17 protein-coding genes and 1 pseudogene are annotated in these 18997 nt (G+C 71.8%); 11 read left to right on the top strand and 7 right to left on the bottom strand.

Annotated elements, in window-relative coordinates:
• The first annotated feature begins 20 nt into the window (after positions 1-20).
• The 5 genes from ABZ887_RS46135 to ABZ887_RS46115 all read left to right on the top strand — a co-directional run bounded on the left by ABZ887_RS46135 (position 21) and on the right by ABZ887_RS46115 (position 2838).
• Complete coding sequence (locus ABZ887_RS46135; protein ID WP_361304797.1) at positions 21-722, top strand: TetR/AcrR family transcriptional regulator; 702 nt, start codon at positions 21-23, stop codon at positions 720-722.
• A 118-nt stretch (positions 723-840) separates the two neighbouring features.
• Positions 841-1527 carry a TetR/AcrR family transcriptional regulator gene (locus tag ABZ887_RS46130; protein WP_361304795.1) on the top strand — a complete coding sequence of 229 codons (687 nt, stop codon included), beginning with the start codon at positions 841-843 and terminating at the stop codon, positions 1525-1527.
• The gene (locus ABZ887_RS46125) at positions 1524-1676 is read left to right on the top strand and encodes a DUF1427 family protein (RefSeq protein ID WP_361304794.1); all 153 of its coding nucleotides are present in this window, start codon (positions 1524-1526) and stop codon (positions 1674-1676) included. Before ABZ887_RS46130 ends, ABZ887_RS46125 begins: the two co-directional genes overlap by 4 nt.
• Positions 1673-1927: a DUF1427 family protein gene (locus ABZ887_RS46120; protein ID WP_361304792.1), complete on the top strand. Its 255-nt coding sequence runs from the start codon at positions 1673-1675 to the stop codon at positions 1925-1927. Before ABZ887_RS46125 ends, ABZ887_RS46120 begins: the two co-directional genes overlap by 4 nt.
• Positions 1924-2838, top strand: a complete 915-nt coding sequence (locus tag ABZ887_RS46115; RefSeq protein WP_361304790.1) for a hypothetical protein — start codon at positions 1924-1926, stop codon at positions 2836-2838. The genes ABZ887_RS46120 and ABZ887_RS46115 overlap by 4 nt, the downstream gene beginning before the upstream one ends.
• A 249-nt stretch (positions 2839-3087) precedes the next feature.
• Here the strand turns inward: ABZ887_RS46115 and ABZ887_RS46110 are convergent, their stop codons facing one another.
• Positions 3088-4575, bottom strand: a complete 1488-nt coding sequence (locus ABZ887_RS46110; protein WP_361304788.1) for a long-chain fatty acid--CoA ligase — start codon at positions 4573-4575, stop codon at positions 3088-3090.
• 196 nt (positions 4576-4771) lie between these two features.
• Between ABZ887_RS46110 and ABZ887_RS46105 the strand changes: the two genes are divergently transcribed.
• A complete protein-coding gene (locus ABZ887_RS46105) occupies positions 4772-5986 on the top strand; it encodes a helix-turn-helix domain-containing protein (protein ID WP_361304786.1) in 1215 nt (404 codons plus the stop codon).
• A 79-nt stretch (positions 5987-6065) separates the two neighbouring features.
• Here the strand turns inward: ABZ887_RS46105 and ABZ887_RS46100 are convergent, their stop codons facing one another.
• Positions 6066-6734 (bottom strand): helix-turn-helix domain-containing protein, encoded by a 669-nt coding sequence (locus ABZ887_RS46100; protein WP_361304784.1) that lies wholly within the window; start codon positions 6732-6734, stop codon positions 6066-6068.
• Between the two features lie 133 nt (positions 6735-6867).
• Between ABZ887_RS46100 and ABZ887_RS46095 the strand changes: the two genes are divergently transcribed.
• From ABZ887_RS46095 to ABZ887_RS46075, 5 genes are all read left to right on the top strand, one after another.
• Complete coding sequence (locus tag ABZ887_RS46095; protein ID WP_361304782.1) at positions 6868-8028, top strand: amidohydrolase family protein; 1161 nt, start codon at positions 6868-6870, stop codon at positions 8026-8028.
• Positions 8029-8218: 190 nt separating this feature from the next.
• The gene (locus ABZ887_RS46090) at positions 8219-8788 is read left to right on the top strand and encodes a hypothetical protein (protein ID WP_361304780.1); all 570 of its coding nucleotides are present in this window, start codon (positions 8219-8221) and stop codon (positions 8786-8788) included.
• 120 nt (positions 8789-8908) lie between these two features.
• Positions 8909-10021 (top strand): DUF4331 family protein, encoded by a 1113-nt coding sequence (locus ABZ887_RS46085; protein ID WP_361304778.1) that lies wholly within the window; start codon positions 8909-8911, stop codon positions 10019-10021.
• Positions 10022-10057: 36 nt separating this feature from the next.
• Positions 10058-11395, top strand: coding sequence for a Dyp-type peroxidase (locus ABZ887_RS46080; RefSeq protein WP_361304776.1), 1338 nt, complete (start codon positions 10058-10060; stop codon positions 11393-11395).
• Positions 11396-11426: 31 nt separating this feature from the next.
• Positions 11427-12494 carry an amidohydrolase family protein gene (locus ABZ887_RS46075; protein WP_361304774.1) on the top strand — a complete coding sequence of 356 codons (1068 nt, stop codon included), beginning with the start codon at positions 11427-11429 and terminating at the stop codon, positions 12492-12494.
• An 11-nt stretch (positions 12495-12505) separates the two neighbouring features.
• Here ABZ887_RS46075 and ABZ887_RS46070 read toward each other — a convergent pair whose 3' ends face one another.
• The 5 genes and pseudogenes from ABZ887_RS46070 to ABZ887_RS46050 all read right to left on the bottom strand — a co-directional run.
• Entirely contained in the window at positions 12506-14983 is a 2478-nt protein-coding gene (locus tag ABZ887_RS46070; RefSeq protein WP_361304772.1) for a SpoIIE family protein phosphatase, read from the bottom strand.
• A 352-nt stretch (positions 14984-15335) separates the two neighbouring features.
• Entirely contained in the window at positions 15336-16445 is a 1110-nt protein-coding gene (locus ABZ887_RS46065) for a YbhN family protein (protein WP_361304770.1), read from the bottom strand.
• A gap of 68 nt (positions 16446-16513) precedes the next feature.
• The gene (locus tag ABZ887_RS46060) at positions 16514-18151 is read right to left on the bottom strand and encodes a cation acetate symporter (protein ID WP_361304768.1); all 1638 of its coding nucleotides are present in this window, start codon (positions 18149-18151) and stop codon (positions 16514-16516) included.
• Positions 18148-18522: a hypothetical protein gene (locus ABZ887_RS46055; RefSeq protein ID WP_361304766.1), complete on the bottom strand. Its 375-nt coding sequence runs from the start codon at positions 18520-18522 to the stop codon at positions 18148-18150. The genes ABZ887_RS46060 and ABZ887_RS46055 overlap by 4 nt, the downstream gene beginning before the upstream one ends.
• A 118-nt stretch (positions 18523-18640) precedes the next feature.
• A pseudogene (locus ABZ887_RS46050) lies at positions 18641-18997 on the bottom strand (extradiol ring-cleavage dioxygenase); the annotation flags it as partial.

Here is an 18997-nt window from a genome sequence, read left to right as displayed (position 1 = left end):
TAAGTGGTACCATACGGCGTATGGAAACTTCCAAGCCCTCGCCCCCTCGGACGAGGAAAAGAGACATACCTCTCACCGAGGCCGGTATCTACGCCGCCGCTCTGCGCCTCATCGACACCGACGGGGTGGAGGCCCTGAGCATGCGCAAACTCGCCGCCGAGCTCAGCGCGAACCCCATGTCGCTGTACCACCACGTGCCGAGCAAGGACGCCCTGCTGCGGGGTGTGGCGAGAACGGTCGCCGTACAGTTCCGCACCATGACGCCGGAGGGGGCTCCCTGGCAGGAGCGCATCCGCCTGCTCGCCACGGATTTCCGCGCGCTGGCGCACCGTCATCCCAAGCTCATGGTCCACTCGTTCGCCCAGCCGGACTTCGTCCAGCCCGATGAGCCCTTCTGGGCCGCGCTGACCGCGGCACTGAACGCCGCCGGGGTGCCGCAACCGCAGATCCCGCGGACCGCTGCACTGCTGTGCGCCGCCGTCATCGGAATCCTCACCGCCGAACTCAATGGCGCGCTTCACCGGTGGTCGACCCTCGAACCCGGCGCCCCCGCCTCCGGCGAGGAAGGACCCGCGGACGCGGGTGCCGACGAGGACCTGGCGTTCCGGCTGGCGCTGGACATGCTCGTCGCGGGCCTGGAAAGCCGACTCACGGCCACTCCCGACCGGTCCACACCGCGCACGGACACCTCCGGACGCGGGACCTTGACGGCACCCCCGTGACGCTGCACGCCATGAGTGCGACGACGCCAGGTGCCGCCGGACCTGATCCGAATCCGAGTTCAGGTTCAGGTTCAGCTAAGGTGGGCTGTGCGAGCCCGGCACAGGAACGAGGTCCCCGATGACACAGGCAGGACAGCGGCCGACGCAGCAGGAACGCAGCCGGCGCACACAGCGGAAGATCCTTGTGGCGGCCCGGGAGGCACTTGCGGGAGCCGGGTGGGAAGGGGTGACCGTCGCACGGGTGGCCGCGGCGGCCGGAGTGTCGGTCGGCTCGGTGTACGAGCGGTTCACCGACAAGGACGGCCTGGTGCATGCCGTGCAGCACGACGTGCTGGACGAGGTGGACGCCGACCTCCGCGCCGCCTATGACCGCCTCGCCGAACGCGACGATCTCATCGCGGCGGACCTCATAGCCGAGGTGGTGCGAGCCCAGGCCGAGCAGGTGGCCCGGTACGGGGCGGTGATGGGTCCGCTGACACTGCGCGCCGCGGCCGATCCGTCCCTGCGGGCCCGCGGGAACGCCTCCAGCGAACTGGCGGAGGAACTGTTCACCACCCTGCTGCTGTCCCGCACGGCCGAACTGGGCTGTGCCTCGCCGGACATACAGGTGCCGATGGCCTTCCGGGCGGTCTTCAGCACGGTGATGTGGCAGGTCATGTTCGGCCCGGACGCCGGCCTGCGGCACGAGATTCCGCAGGGGGAGTTGCTGGCCGAGCTGATCGCACTCTGCCGGTCCTACCTGCTGCACCCCGAGCGACCGTTCGCGGGTGAGCCCCCGGCGGGGGAGAGGCGGGACACCGCATGAGCGCCTGTATCCAGTCGCTGCTCGCCGGGGTGGTCGTCGGCGCGGTGTACGGCCTGCTGCGGGTGAGGTCACCCGCGCCACCGCCGTACGCGCTGGTCGGGCTCGCGGGCATGCTCATCGGCTACGCGCTGCTGGGCCAGCTCGGATGAGCCGCGTACTCCGGCGTCACCTCGCATCCGCGGCGACCGGTCTGCTCGCCGGCGCCCTCTACCACCTGCTGGGGACCGCCTCGCCCGCCCCGCCCTGGGCCGCCCTGGCCGGTCTGGCCGGAATCCTGCTGGGCGAACGCGCCTCCCGATCTCTCCTCGACCGACTGCGCCGCTACGACGGCGACAGCAGCCTGAACCGAGCGCGGCCGGCCCCGACCGCGTCCGCCGCCGAGACAGGAACAGATTCATGATCACCTACGAGCCCACCCCGGCCGACCGGGCCCCGATGCCGAGGCACTACGCCGCCGAGTCCCGCTACCTGGGCTACCAGGACCCCGATGCCGCCAAGCCGTACGTCAAGTACTTCCGCTCCGTGACACTGCCCGTCCAAGAGCACATCCACGAGGCCCTGCTGTCCGGCATGGCCCCCGGCGAGTACGCCTACGACCTGCGGGACGCCGCCTGCCGGATGTCCCGCCCCGGCTACCACGCGATGGAGACCGGATGGACCCGTGTCGGCGGCGGCTACATGATCTGCTGCCTGACGGACATGCCGGGCGTCACCGCCGAGATGTGGGACTGGTGGTTCGGCTGGCACTCCACCGACAGCGCCCGCTACAAGCTCTGGTACCCCGACGCCCACCAGTTCGCGGCCATAGGCGTGGACCGCAGCACCGACCGCACCCTCACCGACCGTCAGAGGTACGTCGGCAACGTCTCTTACGTCGACGAATACATCGGCGGCGAACTCAACCGCCTCGCCATCCGCTTCACCGACCCCACCCGCCTCGGCTTCGACGACCCCGCCCCCGGCCACACGGTCATCTGCGCCCGCGTCGGCCTCAGCCAGTACCCGATCGCGATGGGCTGGCTCATCCACCAGATCAGGCCCACCTCGCACGGGTGCGAGATGCGCAGCCGCTTCTTCCTCGGCCACGCCCGGTTCCTCGACCTGCCCGCCCACTCCAGCCCGGGCCGGGGCGCCGCCCTGCTCACCACCAAGCCGGTCCGCGGCCTCGGCGGCGCCGCGCTCCCGCACCTGGCGGGCCGGGCCATGGGCCCCGGCTTCGGCCATGGCCTGCTCTTCCACTGCGCCGCCGAGATGAACCACCTCGCCTCGTTCCTGCCCGCCCTGCACGAGGAGTTCAAGGGCACCCCCTGAATGGGCCCGGTCCTCCCTGGGGCCCGTCCGGCCATTCCCGCCTGCCTCGCGACGCCGTGCACGCACTCTCGCCGCACCGGGCGCAGACCCGAGTACGTCCGGTACCAGGGCCTGCGCCCGGCACTCTCCGGCCTCCGACCGGGACCCCAGAGCACGCACCTGACGCCGCGCGGCCGCCCTCCGGGCGACGACGGGAATCGCCGGACAGGCCCTGGGCGACGCGTGGTCCGCAGCGGCGGGTGGCCGGGGTCAGCGGGGAAGCCGGATCTCCCGCTTGAGGATCTTTCCGGTGGGGCCCTTGGGCAGGGTCGGGAGGAGCCAGACGTCGCGGGGATACTTGTAGGGGGCGACGCGTGTCTTCACGAAGGACCGCAGGTCCTCGGCGGTGACCCCGGCATCCGGGGTGAGGACGACGGCCGCGGCGACCTCCTCGCCGAGGGAATCGTGGGGAACGCCGACGACGGCCGCCTCGACGACCTCCGGGTGTTCGTAGAGCACCTCCTCGATCTCCCTCGGGTAGACGTTGTAGCCGCCCCGGATGATCAGGTCCTTCTTGCGGTCGACGACGAACAGGTAGCCGTCGGCGTCCATGCGGGCGAGGTCGCCGGTGCGGAACCAGCCGTCGGGGATCGCCTCGGCCGTCGCGTCCGGCAGGTTCCAGTAGCCCGCCATGACGTTGTGACCCCGGATGGCGATCTCGCCGACCTCGCCCACCGGGACCTCCCGGCCCGCGCCGTCGACCAGACGCACCTCGACACCCTCGATCGGGGTGCCGATGGAGCCGGCCTTGCGGGGGCGGTCGAGGTGGTTGAAGGTCGCCACCGGTGAGGTCTCCGACAGTCCGTAGCCCTCCGCGACCGCGCAGCCGAACCGCTCCTCGAACGCGTGCAGCACCTCCGTCGGCAGCGCGGCCCCCCCGGAGACGCACACGCGCAGGGCACCGGCCTCGGGGCCGGTGCCGGACGGGGGCTGGTGCAGCAGCGCGTTGTACATCGTGGGCACGCCCTCGAAGACGGTCACCCGCAACTCGTCGAGCAGGGGCAGCACCCCGACCGGGGTGAAGCGCGGCACCAGCACCAGGCAGGCGCCCCGGCGGATCGCCGCGTTCATGCCGCAGGTCTGGCCGAAGGCGTGGAAGAGCGGGAGGCAGCCCATCACCACGTCCTGCGGCCCCAGGTGGACCACCCGATCGGCCACGACCTCGGTGTTGCGGCCGAGGTTGCCATGGGTCAGCACGGCGCCCTTCGGCCGGCCGGTGGTGCCCGAGGTGTAGAGGAGTACGGCGATGTCGTCGACACCGCGCGCCGTCTCCGTACCGGCCGGCTCGTGGTCGTCCGCCCGAGACAGGAACGGGTCGACGGCCGTCACCTCCGTCCCGGTGACAGCGGCTCCCACCGCCGCCTCCCGGGCCGCGCCCTCGTGCACGAACAGGCGGCCGGCGCCCGAGTCGACCAGGTAGTGCTCGATCTCGCGCGCCTTGAGCAGCGGGTTCATCGGTACGACGACTCCACCGGCGCGCAGGACGCCGTAGTAGAGCGCCACGAAGGCGGGCACGTTGGGCAGCATCACGCCCACCCGGTCACCGGCCGCCATCCCTTCCGCGCGCAGCATCCCCGCGACGCGCGACGCGGCCGTGTCCAGCTCCGCGTACGTCAGCACGGCGGTGCCGAACCGGAGGGCGGGGCGATCGGGGTGACGCAGTGCCGTCTCCGCCAGATTTCCCGCGATGTTCGACATGCATCCTCCTGTTAACGGCCCGGTAACCCGGGAATGCCGGGTAACAGACTGACGCCGGCACCGGCCGTCACCAATGGACCGGCGAACAAGAAGACCCGGGAAGTCTCGTTCCCGGGAACAATCCGGCAGGGGACGTGCGGACGCCTCAGGCCGACGGCTTGTCGCCGGGGACAATCGCACCCCGTACCCTGGGATCGTGCAGCGTCGCCCGCCCATACCCGGGATCGCAGTGGTGGCACAGTCCCTGCGCCCACGGGTACCCGAACTCGTCGAGCGCTCCGCCCGCCGTATCCGCGACGAGATCGACATCTACGGTCCCTCCGGCACCGTGCCGGAGACGGAGCTGCGGGCGTCGCTGTGGCGCAACATCGACAGCATGCTCGCCCAGTTCGCCCGCGGCGGCGAACCGGACCTGACCGAACCCGGCGAGACCGGCCGGCTGCGCGCGGTCCAGGGCGGCCCGCTGCCCGACGTCCTGCGCGCCTACCGGCTCGGGTTCGCCGAGGTGTGGGCCGCGCTGGCCGAGGAGGCCTCGCGCCGCGGTGTGGACCCGTCCGAGATGGTGCGGGCGGCGGCCGACGCATGGCAGTTCGCGGACGAGTACAGCGACGCGCTGACCTCCGCCTACCGGCGCGCTGCCGCCGAACTCGTCCGTGTCCAGGAGCGCGAGCGCTCAGCCCTCACGGAGGCCCTGCTCAGCGGCCGGATCACCGACCGAGGGACGTTGTGGGAGGTGGCCCAGACCCTCGGCCTGCCCAGGAAGGGCCCGTTCGTCGCCGTGGCCGCCGAAGCCACCGCGCTGGGCCAGGAGCCGCTCGCCGACGTCGAGGCCCAGCTGACCGCGCACGGCATCCCCTCCGCCTGGGCGCTGCGGCCCGACCTTCACATCGGCATTGCGTCCCTGCTCCGCCCCGGCAGCGACGACCTCGCCGTCACGCTTCTCCGGCGCCTCGCCACCTCCCGGGTGGGAGTGAGCCCGGCCTTCGCCTCCCTGGACGGCACCGGCCAGGCCCTGCGGTACGCCCGGCTCGCCATGAACAGCCGGCCGGCCGGGACGACCGAGGTCGTCCGTTTCCAGGACGACCCGCTCACCGTGGTCATGGCCGCCGCCCCCGAGGCCGCCCTCGGCATCGCCCACCGGGTCATGGGCCCGGTCCTGGCCCTCGGCTCCGACGCGCGTGCCCAGCTGCTCGACACCTTCCGGTGCTGGATCGACGCCGACGGGAACGCCGCGGCGACGGCACGCGCCCTCCACTGCCACCCCAACACCGTCCGGTACCGGCTGCGCAAGCTCCAGGACCTGACCGGCCGTTCGCTCCAGACACCCGGCGACACCGCCGAACTCGTCGCGGCCCTGCGGGCCGTCCGGTTCCTTCCGGCGACGGCGACGGACTCCACCGGACCTTCATGAGCCCGCCCCCTCCCGGTCCGTCACTCCGCAGACGTCGCGGGCACGACGGTGACCCGGCGGCCGGTCCGGCAGCGGCTCCTCACGCCCTCGGGACGACGCCCCTGCCGGCCGCCGGAAGCGGGTGCGCGACCAGGGCTTCGGCCTCCTCGTACGGCATGCCGAACATGCACAGGAGCTTCACCGCGAGCTGGTCGGCGGCCCTGCCCGCGTCCATGTGCGGCTCGGCGTCCAGGAGTTGCATCAGTCCCAGCAGCGCGCCCCCGGCCGCGGCCAGCGCCACGTCGACGTCCCCCGTCCGCAGGCGCCCGGTGACCATGCCCATCCTCAGCACCCGCCTGGCCCGCGGAGCCAGGCCGACCGACGAGAGCAGACGCTGCAGGCCGACCTGGAGCAGGATGCGGGCGACCTGAGGGCGGCTCCTTTGCAGGCGGCCGGTGAGCCGCACCCCCACCGCCAACATCTCCGCCGGGTCCTGCAGCCCGCCCATCACCGACTCCAGCCAGACGCTGTGCTGTTCGAGAGTCAGCGACATCGCCGCTTCGAACAGCTCCTCCTTGCTGGTGAAGTGGCCGTAGAACGTGCCGAATCCCACGTCCGCGGCCTCCGTGACCTCCTTGACGCTCATGTCCGCCCGGTTCCGCTCGGCCAGCAGGCGCTGCGCCGCCTCGATCAGCGCGGTCCGGGTGCGTGTCTTCCGCCGGAGCGCGCGGTGGGGCCTGGCGGGCTGTGGGTCCAGTGCATCGGTCACAGAGGCATGTTACCGATCAATGATGACCAGATCATCAGAACCGATCCGCTTTGACGCCGTCGATCGCGGCCGAGGAAGATCTTGTACGGGTGGCCACCCCCTCCACAATCCCCCCTTCTACCGAGGAGTTGTCGTGGCCCAAGAGCCCCAGGAACGTCGCGCACCCGGTCACCGTCTCGACCGGCGGGGCATGCTGAAGGCCGCCGGTGCGGTCGGTGCCGTCGCCGTCGGTGGCGGCGCCGTCCTCGCGACGCGCGACACGGCCAGCGCCGCAGTCGCCACGTCACTGCCCGCCGGCAACTACCGCATCGACGTGCACTGCCACATCATCCCGGACTTCTATCTCGACACCCTGAAGTCCGCCGGCGTCACCGACATCGGAGGCGTCGCCATACCGGACTGGAGCCCGGACCTGGCGGTGGACTTCATGAACCGCTACGGCATCCAGACCCAGGTCGTCTCCGTCTCCGAGCCGGGCGTCGAGCACATGACGACGTCCGACGCGCGCATGGAGCTGGCGCAGAAGCTCAACGACTACATGAGCAACGACCTCGTGTACTCGAACACCGCCAAGCGGGTCGGACGCTTCGGTGCCTTCGCGATGCTGCCGCTGAGCGACATCAAGACCTCCGACGACGTCCAGAACGCCATCACCGAGGTCAAGCGGGCCATCAACGACCTGAAGCTGGACGGCATCGGCATCTTCAGCAGCTACCACGGCGTCTACCTCGGCGACCCGCTGCTCGACCCACTGATGGAGACCCTCGACGACCTCGGCGCGATGGTCTTCATCCACCCGGTCACCCCGCAGAGCTACCCCGGCCTGGGCCTGCCGCCCTTCCTCTACGAGTTCACCTTCGACACCACGCGCGCGCTGGTGAACATGCTCTACAAGAAGACGTACACGACCTACCCGCACATCCGCTGGATCGGCGCCCACGCCGGCGGCACCCTGCCGTTCCTCTCCTACCGGACCAGCCTGCTCTACTCCAAGACCGTGGGTGTCGCGCAGATCCTGGGCGTGGACGGCCTGGACGACGCCAACGTGCTCTACAAGAAGCTGTTCTTCGACACGGCCCTGTCGCCCGTCCCCGCCTCGATGAAGTCGGTCAAGGAACTCACCAGCGTAAGCCACATCATGTTCGCCACCGACTGGCCGTTCACAGCCGAGCTGTTCCCCGCCGCCGGCGACCCGGCCCCCCAGCTGGACGACTCCTTCACCACCGCCGAGCGGCTGATGGTGGAGCGCAGCAACGCGCTGGAGCAGCTCCCGCGAGTGGCCGCCCGGCTGTAGGGCCGAGCGGCCCAGCCGACTTCATCGGCTGAATGTGATTTATCTGACCATATTCGTCCACTAGCGCAATTGTCCGCTTCGCGTTCTAGAGTGAGCGCTACATCATTTACTGGAGTGAACGCTACAGGTAGCGCCACTCCGCTCCCCGCCGGGCCACCCTTTGCCCGGCGAAGATCCCCAGGAGGGCATCGTGACCACCACAGCGAGCACCAAGTCGGGACTGGGACTGGCCAGCGGCGTCGTGTCCGAGCTGAGCGCCGTGCTGACGGTCCGGGAAGGCTGTGAGCAGCAGGTTCGGGAGGCTCTGGGGCGGTTCCACGCCCGGGTCGCGAACGCGCCGCGGCCCGCCATCCAGCGGATCGGTATCCGCACCATGCGCTACGTGGTCTTCGACGGCGGGCACCGGCTGATGTGGCTGACGTCGTTCGAGACGGACTGGGACCCCTACATCGACGACGCGCTGGAGCTGATCGGCCTGCGCAGCTGGGTGGACTGGCTGGTGCAGACCGAGGAGTTCCACCAGGCGTTCGGCGGCAAGGACGTGGACTCGGTGACGAACGCCGAGGTCAAGGCGTTCCTGCAGTCCGCGCAGGTGACGGCGGCGGCGTTCTTCGACTGCTTCGGGGACGCGACGATGCCGCAGGTCTTCAAGGACCAGGAAGTGTCGGCCGCCTTCGAGAGCGTGCTGGAGGACCCGAAGGCCGAGGAGGCCCTGTCCCACCCGACGCTGGCCCCGCTGCTGGAGCAGGCGTCGGCCTGATCCACCCCGTGAGGCCGGGGGCGTCCGGTCTCCCGGGCGGCCCCGGCCTCCGCTCCCCACCCCCCCACGAAGCCCGAGGCGCGGCCTCGTTCCCAGCCCGGGCGAGAGGAACTCCCTGCCATGTCCGACCACTTCTCCGGCCCCCGTGCCATCGCCGGACCCGCCGGTGACATCTGCGACTTCTACGCGTTCCCGAGCCCGCAGCGGCCCGAGCGGCTGGTGCTGGTGCTGACGGTGCACCCGTTCGCCCAGCAGGACACGCCGTTCTCCCCAAACGTGGAGTGCGGCTTCCGGCTCCGCCCCACCTGGCCCGCCGAGGACGCGACGGTCTTCGAGTTCGGCCCGGAGTCCGAGGACACGTCCTTCACGGTCACCTTCGACGCCCCCGTCCCGGGAGCCGCCCAGACCGGGCGGTGCGTGTCGGGTTTCGGCGAGGACGTCGCCCTCACCGTCGGCGACGAGGACGGCGCCCACGCCAAGTCCTTCAGCGTCTACGCGGGCTTGCGGTCCGACCCGTTCTTCATCGACCTCGCGGCCTTCCAGAAGTCGTGGCAGAGCGGCACGCTCGCGCTCGACGGCAAGGGCACCAACTCGCTCCAGGGCGCGAACGTGCTCACGGTCGTGGTGGAGGTGGACACCGCCGTCCTCGCCGGCCGGGAGCGCGGCTCGCTGTTCGCCGCGGTGGGCGAGACCCGGGTGGCCGGCGGGCTTCCGGTCCGCCTGGAGCGCACCGGCCGTCCGGAGCTCAAGAACGTCATGCTCCAGTGGAAGAACCACGACCCCGTCAACCGGGACATCGAACTGCGCGACCTGTACAACCTCGAAGACGCGTTCCACATGAGCGGCGACTACCGGCCCGCCTACCGGACCCGCCTGAACGCCAACCTCGCGGCCCTGGACCGGATCGACGGCACCGACGGCTGGCGCCTCGCGGACGGCGAGGCCCACCCGCTGACCGAGATCCTGCTGCTCGACCACCTCGTGATCGACGTGGACCGGCCCTACGCCGAGGACAGCTACTTCGAGATCGAGAAGGCCGTGCTCGCCGGACGCCCGCACCGGACCTGCGGCGGGCGCTCCCTCAACGACCCCGTGATGGACACCATCTACTCGACGTTCATCGGCGGCCCGGAGGGCTTCCGCATCAGCGACGGAGTGAGTGCCGCCACCGCCCCCGCGGGCCTGTCGTTCCCCTATCTCGCGCCGGCCAACGCGCCCCAGCCGCCCGCGTGACGCACCCCACCGATCTCTGATCCGAAGGAGAGACCCATGGGCACCGAAACGGAAACCGCCCCGTTGGAACTCGACGACATCCAGGCGGGCGCGCTGCGGGGCCGCCCGAACCCGTACGCCGGTGCCTTCCTCTTTCTGCGCATCGACGACCCCCAGGACGGCCGGACCCTGGTGCGCCGGCTGGCCAAGGTGGTGCACCCGGCGGACGACGTCACCGATCCCCTGACGCAGACGTCGTTCAGCGCCGCGTTCACCCACGCCGGGCTGTGCGCCCTGGGTGTTCCCGAGGAGTCACTGGCCAGCTTCGCCCCCGAGTTCGTGCAGGGCATGGCCGCCCGCGCCGGGCTGCTCGGCGACGTCGGCCCCAACGCGCCCGAGCGGTGGGAGAGTCCGCTCGGCTCGGACGACGTCCACATGGTCCTGGTCATGCTCGCGCCGAACCGGCCGCAGTTCGAGCAGACCCTCGAACTGGCGCGCGTGACCATCGACGACCTCGACGGCATCACCGGGGTCTACCGCCAGGACGTCTTCAGCCCCGCGGACGGCCGCAACTCCTTCGGCTTCAACGACGGCATCTCCCAGCCCTGCGTGGAGGGAGCCGGCATCCCGCCCACCAACCCCGGCGAACGCCCCGTCAAACCGGGCGAGTTCATCCTCGGCTACGAGGACGAGACGGGCTCGGTCGCGCCGGTTCCGCAGCCCGAGGTGCTGGGCCGCAACGGCAGCTACCTGGTGATCCGCAAGCTGTACACCGATGTCGCGGCATGGCGCCGGTACCTGCGCGAGAACGCGTCGGGCACCGACGAGGAGACCCTGCTGGCCGCCAAGATCGTCGGGCGCTGGCCCAGCGGTGCCCCGCTGGCGCTCTCCCCCGACGAGGACGACCCCGAGCTGGGCTCCGACCCGAGCCGCAACAACGTTTTCCTGTACGGCGACGACGACAAGGGCCTCAAGTGCCCCGTCGGGTCACATGCCCGCCGTATGAACCCACGTGACGCCCAGGTCGTGGGCGAGATCCGGCTGCACCGGCTGATCCGGCGGGCGGCGACCTTCGGTCCCGCCCTTCCCGAGGGCGTCCTGGAGGACGACGGTGCGGACCGGGGCCTGATGTTCGCCGCGATCAACGCCCACCTCGGCCGTCAGTTCGAGTTCGTCCAGGCCCAGTGGATCGGTGACGGCAAGTTCGTCGGCGCGCCCGACGAGGTCGACCCGCTCGCCGGGGCGCACGAGGACCACGGCACGTTCACCGTGCCCCGCAGGCCGATCCGCCGCCGGCTGCGGGACCTGCCGACCTTCGTGGTGAACCGCGGCGGCCACTACTTCTTCGTGCCGGGGCTCAGCGCCCTGCGGTGGATCGCGGACCTGGCCGACTGACATCGGCCGACGACCAACCACCGGAGAGAAGATGAGCGAGCACCCCCCGGTCGAGACCCGGCCACGCGAGGCAGCGCTGGAACCCGAGCTTCCGATCATCGACACACATCACCACCTCGGCGAATGGCGGCTGCCCAACGCCGGCCAGATACTCGGTCTGGGCCGCACCCGCTATCTGCTGCCCGAGTTCCTCGACGACGTCGACACCGGCCACAACATCGTCGCCACCGTCATGGTCGACTCCGACGCCATGTACCGCGCGGACGGCCCGCCCGAGATGCGCTACGTCGGCGAGACGGAGTTCGCCCTCGGCCAGGCCGCCATGAGCGCCAGTGGGCTCTACGGCCCCACCCGCGTCGCCCATCGCATCGTCGGGCGCATCGACTTCCGCCGCGGCGACCGCAGCCGTGACGTGCTCGAAGCCCATGCCGCGGCGGGCAACGGCCGGTTCCGCGGCGTCCGCCAGACCGCGGCCTGGGACGCCGATTCCACGGTCGTCGGCTGGATGTTCGACAACAGCGAGGGCCTGTACCGCGACGAGGAGTTCCGCCGCGGCTTCGCCCACCTCAAAGCCCTGGACCTGTCCTTCGAGGCCTTCGTGCTCGCCCCCCAGCTGGGCGACGTCGTCGAGCTGGCCCAGGCCTTCCCCGACACCCGCATCGTTCTCAACCACACCGGCCAGCCGGTCGGTGTCGGCGGCTACCAGGGACGCCGCGACGAGCTCTTCGACCAGTGGCGACGCGGCATCGAAGCGGTCGCGCGCTGCGAGAACACCGTGGTCAAGCTCGGCGGCATCGGCACCTTCATCGCCGGCTTCGCCAGCTACTGGTCCCGGCCGCCGGCGACCTCCGCCCAGCTCGCCGAGGAATACCGCCCCTACATCAGGGCGTGCATCGAGGCGTTCGGACCCGACCGGGCCATGTTCGAGTCGAACTACCCGCTCGACGCCGGCGCCGCGACCTACCCGGCCGTCTGGAACGCCTTCAAGATCATCACCGCCGAGGACAGCCCCGCGGAGCGTGCCGACCTGTTCGCCGGGACCGCGGCCCGCTTCTACCGCATCGACCTGCCCGGCACGCCGGCCGGAACAGGCGCCTGAGACAACCCCGCTCACTGCAGTACGTCGAACCCGCCGGGGGCCGCCGTGAGGGACTGCTCGGTCCAGATGGTCTTCCCCTCCCTCGCGTACCGGCTGCCCCAGCGGGTGGCGAGCTGGGCCACGAGGAACAGGCCACGGCCTCCCTCGTCGGCCCAGCGGGCCCGGCGCAGGCGCGGCTGGGTGTTGCTGGGGTCGCTGACCTCGCAGACCAGGGTGTGCTCCCGGATCAGGCGCAGCCCGACCGGACCACCGGCGTAGCGCATGGCGTTGGTGACCAGTTCGCTGACGATCAGTTCGGTGGTGAAGGACAGCTCCTCCAGTCCCCATGCGGCCAGCTGCTCGGCGACCGCCTTGCGGGCGTCGGCGACCAGGGAGAGGTCCACGGGGAACTCCCAGGCCGTGGTGTTCTCGGGTGCGGTGGCACGGGTGCGGGCCAGCAGCAGGGCCATGTCCTCGCGGGACGGAGCGTCACCGAGGCTTCGGAGCAGATCGGCTCCCACGGCCCGCACGTCCCGACCGGGACCCGCGGATGCCGCGAGGGAGTCGGTCAGCCGCCGCAGACCCGCGTCGAAGTCATGGCCGTCGCGGTGGACGACCCCCTTCGTGTACACGGCCAGGAGACTGCCGGGCTCCAGGTCGATCGTGGTGGCCTCGAACGGCATGCCGCCCACGCCGAGGAGCGGCCCTGGGGACATCCGGACGGAGTCGACGGTGCCGTCGGACCGCACCACGAGCGGCGCGGGATGCCCCGCGGTGGCCAGGACGCACTGGCAGGTGACGGGGTCGTAGACGGCGTACAGGCAGCTGGCGCCGACGGTGTCGCCCTGGTTCGGGGCCTCTTTCTGGAGCCGCTGGACGAGGCCGTCCAGGTGGGTGAGGAGTTCGTCGGGTTCCAGTTCCAGGTCGGCCAGAGTGCCGACGGCGGTGCGCAGCCGGCCCATGGTGGCGGTGGCGGCCAGGCCATGACCTGCGACGTCACCGGCGACCAGGGCGACCCGGAAGGAGGGGAGGGGAATCACGTCGTACCAGTCGCCGCCGATCTCGGCTCCGCCTCCGGCGGGCACATAGAGACCGGCGGTCTCGGCCGCGGGGGTGTCGGTGGTGGCCGGGGGGAGCAGGCGTTCCTGGAGGGCGACGGCCGCGCGGTGCTCGCGCGTGTACCGGCGGGCGTTGTCCACGCCGAGAGCGGCCCGGGACGCGATCTCCGTCACCAGGTCGGCGTCCTCCTGGTCGAAGGGGTCGGGCCGCGAGGTGCGCCAGACGACCAGCGTGCCGAGCACGAGGCCGCGGGCGAACAGCGGGGCCGCGATCGAGGTGTGGCCGTGTTCGGGGATGAACAGCGACGCCAGTTCCTCGTGGCCCTCCATGCTGGCGATCACGGTCTCCCGGTCGCGCGCCAGGATGGTCTCGCCGTGCCCGAGGGCCCGCAGAAAGGCCAGGTTCGGCAGTGACGGCAGCGTCTGGCCCTGGGCCGGGAGTGCGGCGGGCCACCTGCCGTCCACCGCGGCCACCCCGATCCGGCGCAGGTGCCACCGGCCCGGCCCGAACATCTTCGAGGGTTCGTCCCCCTGGAGCGTGGCGTCGGACAGGGCCACCCAGGCCAGATCCCCGAGGGCCGGTACGAGGGTGTCCGCCAGCTCCTGCGCGGTGCGGGCCACGTCCAGCGACGCTCCGATGCGCTCCGCAGCCTCGCTCAGCAGCGCCAGCCGCCGCTGGGCCCGGTCCCCCTCGGTGACGTCGACGTATGTCTGGCACACGCCGAGGAGCCGGTCGGCCGGGTCGGTCAGCCGGAACGTGGACAGCGACCACACGTGCTCCCGGTCCGGGTCGTCCTCCGGACGACCGCGCACCGTGAGGTCGAGCACCGGCTCACCGGTGTCCCGGACCCGTCGCAGCACCTGCTCCATCGTGCGGAGGCCGGCGTCGGCGGGGTCCGCGTCGAGCCGCAGGCCGGCCGGCGGCGGCTCGTCCGTGCGGGCGAAGGTGCGGGCCGCCGCCGCGTTCACCAGGCGGTACCGCAGGTCGCCGTCGACGACGGTGACCGGGATCGGGGCCTGTCCGACCGAGGCGCGCAGGATCGCCCGGTCGGTCTCCTCCCGCTCCGTGCGTCGCGCGTCCGCGGCGGTGACCGACCACCCCGCCCGGCCCTCCCCGTTCACCAGCGGGCGCACCCGCACCGCGACGCTCACCTCGTGCCCGCCGCGGTGCCGCAGGGCGACCACCCCGTCCCAGCCCCGGCCGCCTTCTTCCCGGTCGCGTGCGGCCAGCGCCGCTTCCCGGTCCGCACGTCTGGTCAGCAGCGCCACCACCGGTGTGCCGCAGACGTCCGCCGCCCGGTGTCCGAGCAGGGCCTCGGCCTCTTCGCTCCACAGCAGGACCGTGCCGGCCTGGTCCACGCAGGCGCAGACCGGGTACGGGTTCGGTCCGGGCGGTACGGCTTCCTCACCCCCGCCGAACCCCTGACCGTGCACAGGCCCGTTCATCGGCATCAGCCCATTTCCTGGACTCGCCCCTGCGCCCATCATAAGGAGAGGGGACATTCCGTACGCATCGGATGTTCCGCCGGTAGTCGGACCACGGACCACCTGTCCGAGGGGGGCCCGCGTCCGGAGCCTGCCGATCCCCATAACCGGCCTGGCGCCGGACGCGGTACGCGGACCGTCCCGGCCGCTGAGCGGGAGAGGCCGGTGTGCGAGGCGGTCCGCGCGGGACCGAACGGGGAGCAGCCGTCCACCCTCGACGCGGCTGTCCTCGCCCGACCCGGTCCGGCCGTCTCCCCATCCCGACGACCGGGGTACTCCGTACGGAGTACCGGCATCATAATTGCACATTTGAGAGTAATTAATCGGTGTCGCTGCTCACAGCCTGCGGGGACACGGCCATGGTCTCCCGGCGGCCGTGGCGCCGGATGACCAGCCACATGATCCAGCCGGCGCTGATGACGACGCCGAAGCTGATCACCCGGTAGAGCACGACGATGGCGACGGCGGTGCTCGTGGCGACCCCGCCGGTGACCAGGCCGAGGATCAGAGCGCTGTCGATGAGGCCGAGGCCGCCCGGGACGATGGTGAGCGTGTCGGCGGCCATGCCGGCGCAGAAGGCGAGCAGGAGCTGCGCGCCGCCGATACCGCTGTCGCCGACGGCACGGAAGCAGAGCCACAGACAGCCGGCGTCGAGCAGCCAGTTGAGGACGGCGTAGGTGGCGGCCGCGACCGCGTGGCCCGGTTCGAGACGGGCCGCGCTGAGCTGGTCGACGAAGCCCCGGACCCGGTCCAACCCCTCGGCGTCGGGGCGGTGCCGCAGCCGGTTGACCTTGGCCAGCGCCGCACGGGTGGCCGGTTCGGCCTTCTCGGGGTGGCGGGCGATCCGCTGGACGCCGACGGTCAGCAGCAGGGCCGCCAGGGCGAGGGTGAGCAGCTCGCGCCACTGCGGTGTCCCGCCGGAAGCGAGGGCGGAGGCCGCGGTGACCACCGCCAGGGCGGCGGCGGAGAGCATGCCGGACAGCGCGATGCACCAGGAGGCGACGGCGGGCGTGGCCCCGAAGCGGCGCATCTGCTGGTAGTTGAAGTGGGTGGAGAAGGCGGGGCCGCCGGGCAGGGTGGCGCTGAGGGAGTGGGCGGCGTAGGCGAGGGCCACATGCCGGTGGACCGGCACGCGCACCCCGGCGGAGCGCAGCAGCCGACGCTGCATGCGCCCGTAGCAGCTCATCGCGGCCAGCTCGGCCGCCAGGGCGAGGCCGAACCACTCCGGCCGCGGCGCGCGCAGCTGCGAGACCGCCGCGGCCAGCGACGGCCACCCCAGCACCAGCTCGGTGGTGAACAGAGCGACGAGGGCCGCGACCGCGACAGGCCGCAGTCGGCGGGGACCACGGCGCGGCACCGCGGCGGCGGTGTCGGTGATGGCGGGCGAGCGGTTCCCCTCGGCGGGGGCGTCGGTGTCAGGAAGGTTCACAGGCGGGACCGTCGGTTTCCGTCAGACGGGCGAGGTATGCGGGAGGAGCGCCGGTTGAGGAGGTCAGGTCACTGCGCCCCCGCGCCCAGGACGACCCGCTCCCTCCAGGCCACCGGGTCCGCCTCCGGCGCGGCCGGGTTCCCCCGCCGCCCGAGAACCGTGCCCGCCCAGCCCAGGACGAAGCCCGCCGGAATCGCGATCAGTCCCGTGGACTGCAGGGCGATCCAGTGGACGTCGAGGGACGGCAGGAGCGAGGTGGGCGTGCCGGAGAAGGCGGCGGAGGAGAGGTACAGGGCGAAGGTGCACAGCAGGCCGCCGTGGACCGTCCACAGCAGGCCGGTGCGGTTGTACCGGCTCCAGAACAGGGTGTAGAGGCAGGCGGGAAGCACCGCGGCACCGGCCGCGGTGAGCGACAGATGGATGAGGGACTGCAGGTCACGGCCCTGGACCGCCACGGCGAGGACGACACCGAGGCCGCCGACGGCGCCCGAGGCCCACCGGGCCGTACGGATCTCCTGGTCACCGGAGAGCACGCCCCGGCGCACCACGTGCGTGTGCACGTCGTGGGCCAACGCGGCCGCCGCCGCCAGGGTGATCCCGGACACGACCGCGAGCACGGTCACGAAGACGGCGCACGCGGCCGCCGTGAACAGCACGCTGCCGCCCAGCCCCGAGGTGTCGCCCTCCAGCACGCCGGCCAGCAGCATCAGGGCGGTCTGGCCGTTGCTGTCGGCCGCGCGGATGGTGCCGCCGCCGACGACCCCCGCCGCGCCGAGTCCGGCGACGACCACGAGGAGGCTGTAGACGGCGATGACGGTGACGGCGTGCCGGGTGACACGCCGGGCGGCGGCTCCGTCGGTGACCGTGTTGATCCGCATCACGATGTGCGGCATGCAGGCGCCCCCCAGGACGACGCTGAGCTGCAGGCCGAGGAAGTCCAGCCTGCCCGTGAGCGAGGAGCCCATGGCCTGGCCGGCCTGGAAGTAGCCGCCCGGACGCCCGCTTCCCTCGGCGGCCGCGTCCAGCAGCGCCCCGGCACTCCAGTGGTAGTGGCCGAGGACGACCACCGCGAGCACGGCCATGGTGGCGAGGACCACGGCGACCTTGACGATCTGCACCAGGCTGGTGCCCTTCATGCCCCCGAGCACGGCGAAGCAGATCATCACCACACCGATGAAGACCGTGCAGACCTGCTGCGCTCCGAGGTCGGCCATGCCGAGCAGCAGGGCGGTGGCCCGGCCGGCGCCGGCCAGCTGCACCACCAGGAAGGGGACGCAGAAGGCCAGGGTGGCCGCCGCCGCGGCGATCCGGGAGGCGTTTCCCGGTGAGCGCAGGGCGAGGATGTCACCGAGGGTGTAGCGGCCCGCGTTGCGCAGCGGGCGGGCCAGTAGCAGGAACCCTCCGACGGCCAGACACCCGCTGACGGCCGAGGCGATGCCGTCGTACCCCGCCAGCGCCACCAGTCCGCAGGTGCCCAGCAGGGTCGCGGCCGAGATGTAGTCCCCGGCGAGCGCGAGGGCGTTCTGCAGCGGTGACAGCGAGCGGTTGCCGACGTAGAAGTCGTCCGTCTCGTCCGCCTCGGGTCCCGCCACCACGCACAGCAGCAGGGACAGGCCGACGAAGGCGAGGAAGGCGGTCAGGGTGATCGTCCGGTCGTGCGCTCCGGTGGTTCCCGGGACCAGTGACGCTGCCGACAAGGCGTTCACGCGTGCCTCCCCCGGCCGGTCCGGACGTCCGCCGCGGAGCCGGGCGGCACCGGAAACGGGGAGTGCGGCGGACGGGTGGCCTGAGCCCGCGCCCGGTCCACGCGCGCGTCGACCCGGAGGCGGGCGGCGCGGTCGTACATCCAGGCCGTGATCACCAGGAGCGTCAGCTGGAGCAGACACAGCAGCGAGCCGACGGTCAGCCGGCCCAGCACATGGGCGGCGAGCAGGTGACCGGCCCCGCCCGTCAGCAGTGCGCTGAGTGCGAAGCCACCGCCGTTGACCACGACGAACCTGCGGCGGATACCCGTGATGAGGCTCTCGATGGCGCCGAGTTCAGCGGAGTCACGAGGTGGGGCGAACGGGAGTGACATGCCTGGGCTTTCTTTGCGTGAACATGACATTCAGGTTACGTCGCGGGTCCGTGCCGCGGCCGGGCGGACCGCAGCCGAGCGGGCCGGACCGGTGGGAGACCGGTCCGGCCCGGGGCCGTCAGTCGTCGGGGATGCCGGCGCCGCTGAGCGCGGGGACGGTCTGCTCCGGGTGGAGCAGGGAGCGGGTGCCGTAGCGGAACTGGTCGAGCTTGTCGACGATGGTCTGGCCGACCGGGGTGTGGCCCCAGATGCTGATGCCCTGGTGGGTGCTCGGTTCCCAGGTCGACTCGTCGACGACGATCGGGTTCCAGCCGACCTCCCACTCGAAGCCCGAGGGGGTGCGCGCGTAGTAGGAGAGTTCCTTGTCGTTGGTGTGCTGACCGACGGACAGGGCCATGTCGAAGCCGAGTTCGTGGACGCGCTCGTAGCTGCGGGCCAGGTCGTCCAGGCTCGCGCACTGGATGTTGAGGTGCTG

The sequence above is a fragment of the Streptomyces sp. NPDC047061 genome, assembly GCF_040643955.1.
Classification (GTDB): Bacteria; Actinomycetota; Actinomycetes; order Streptomycetales; family Streptomycetaceae; genus Streptomyces.
Note: the sequence above shows the minus strand (reverse complement) of the source record. Positions and strands in the feature narration are given on the sequence as shown.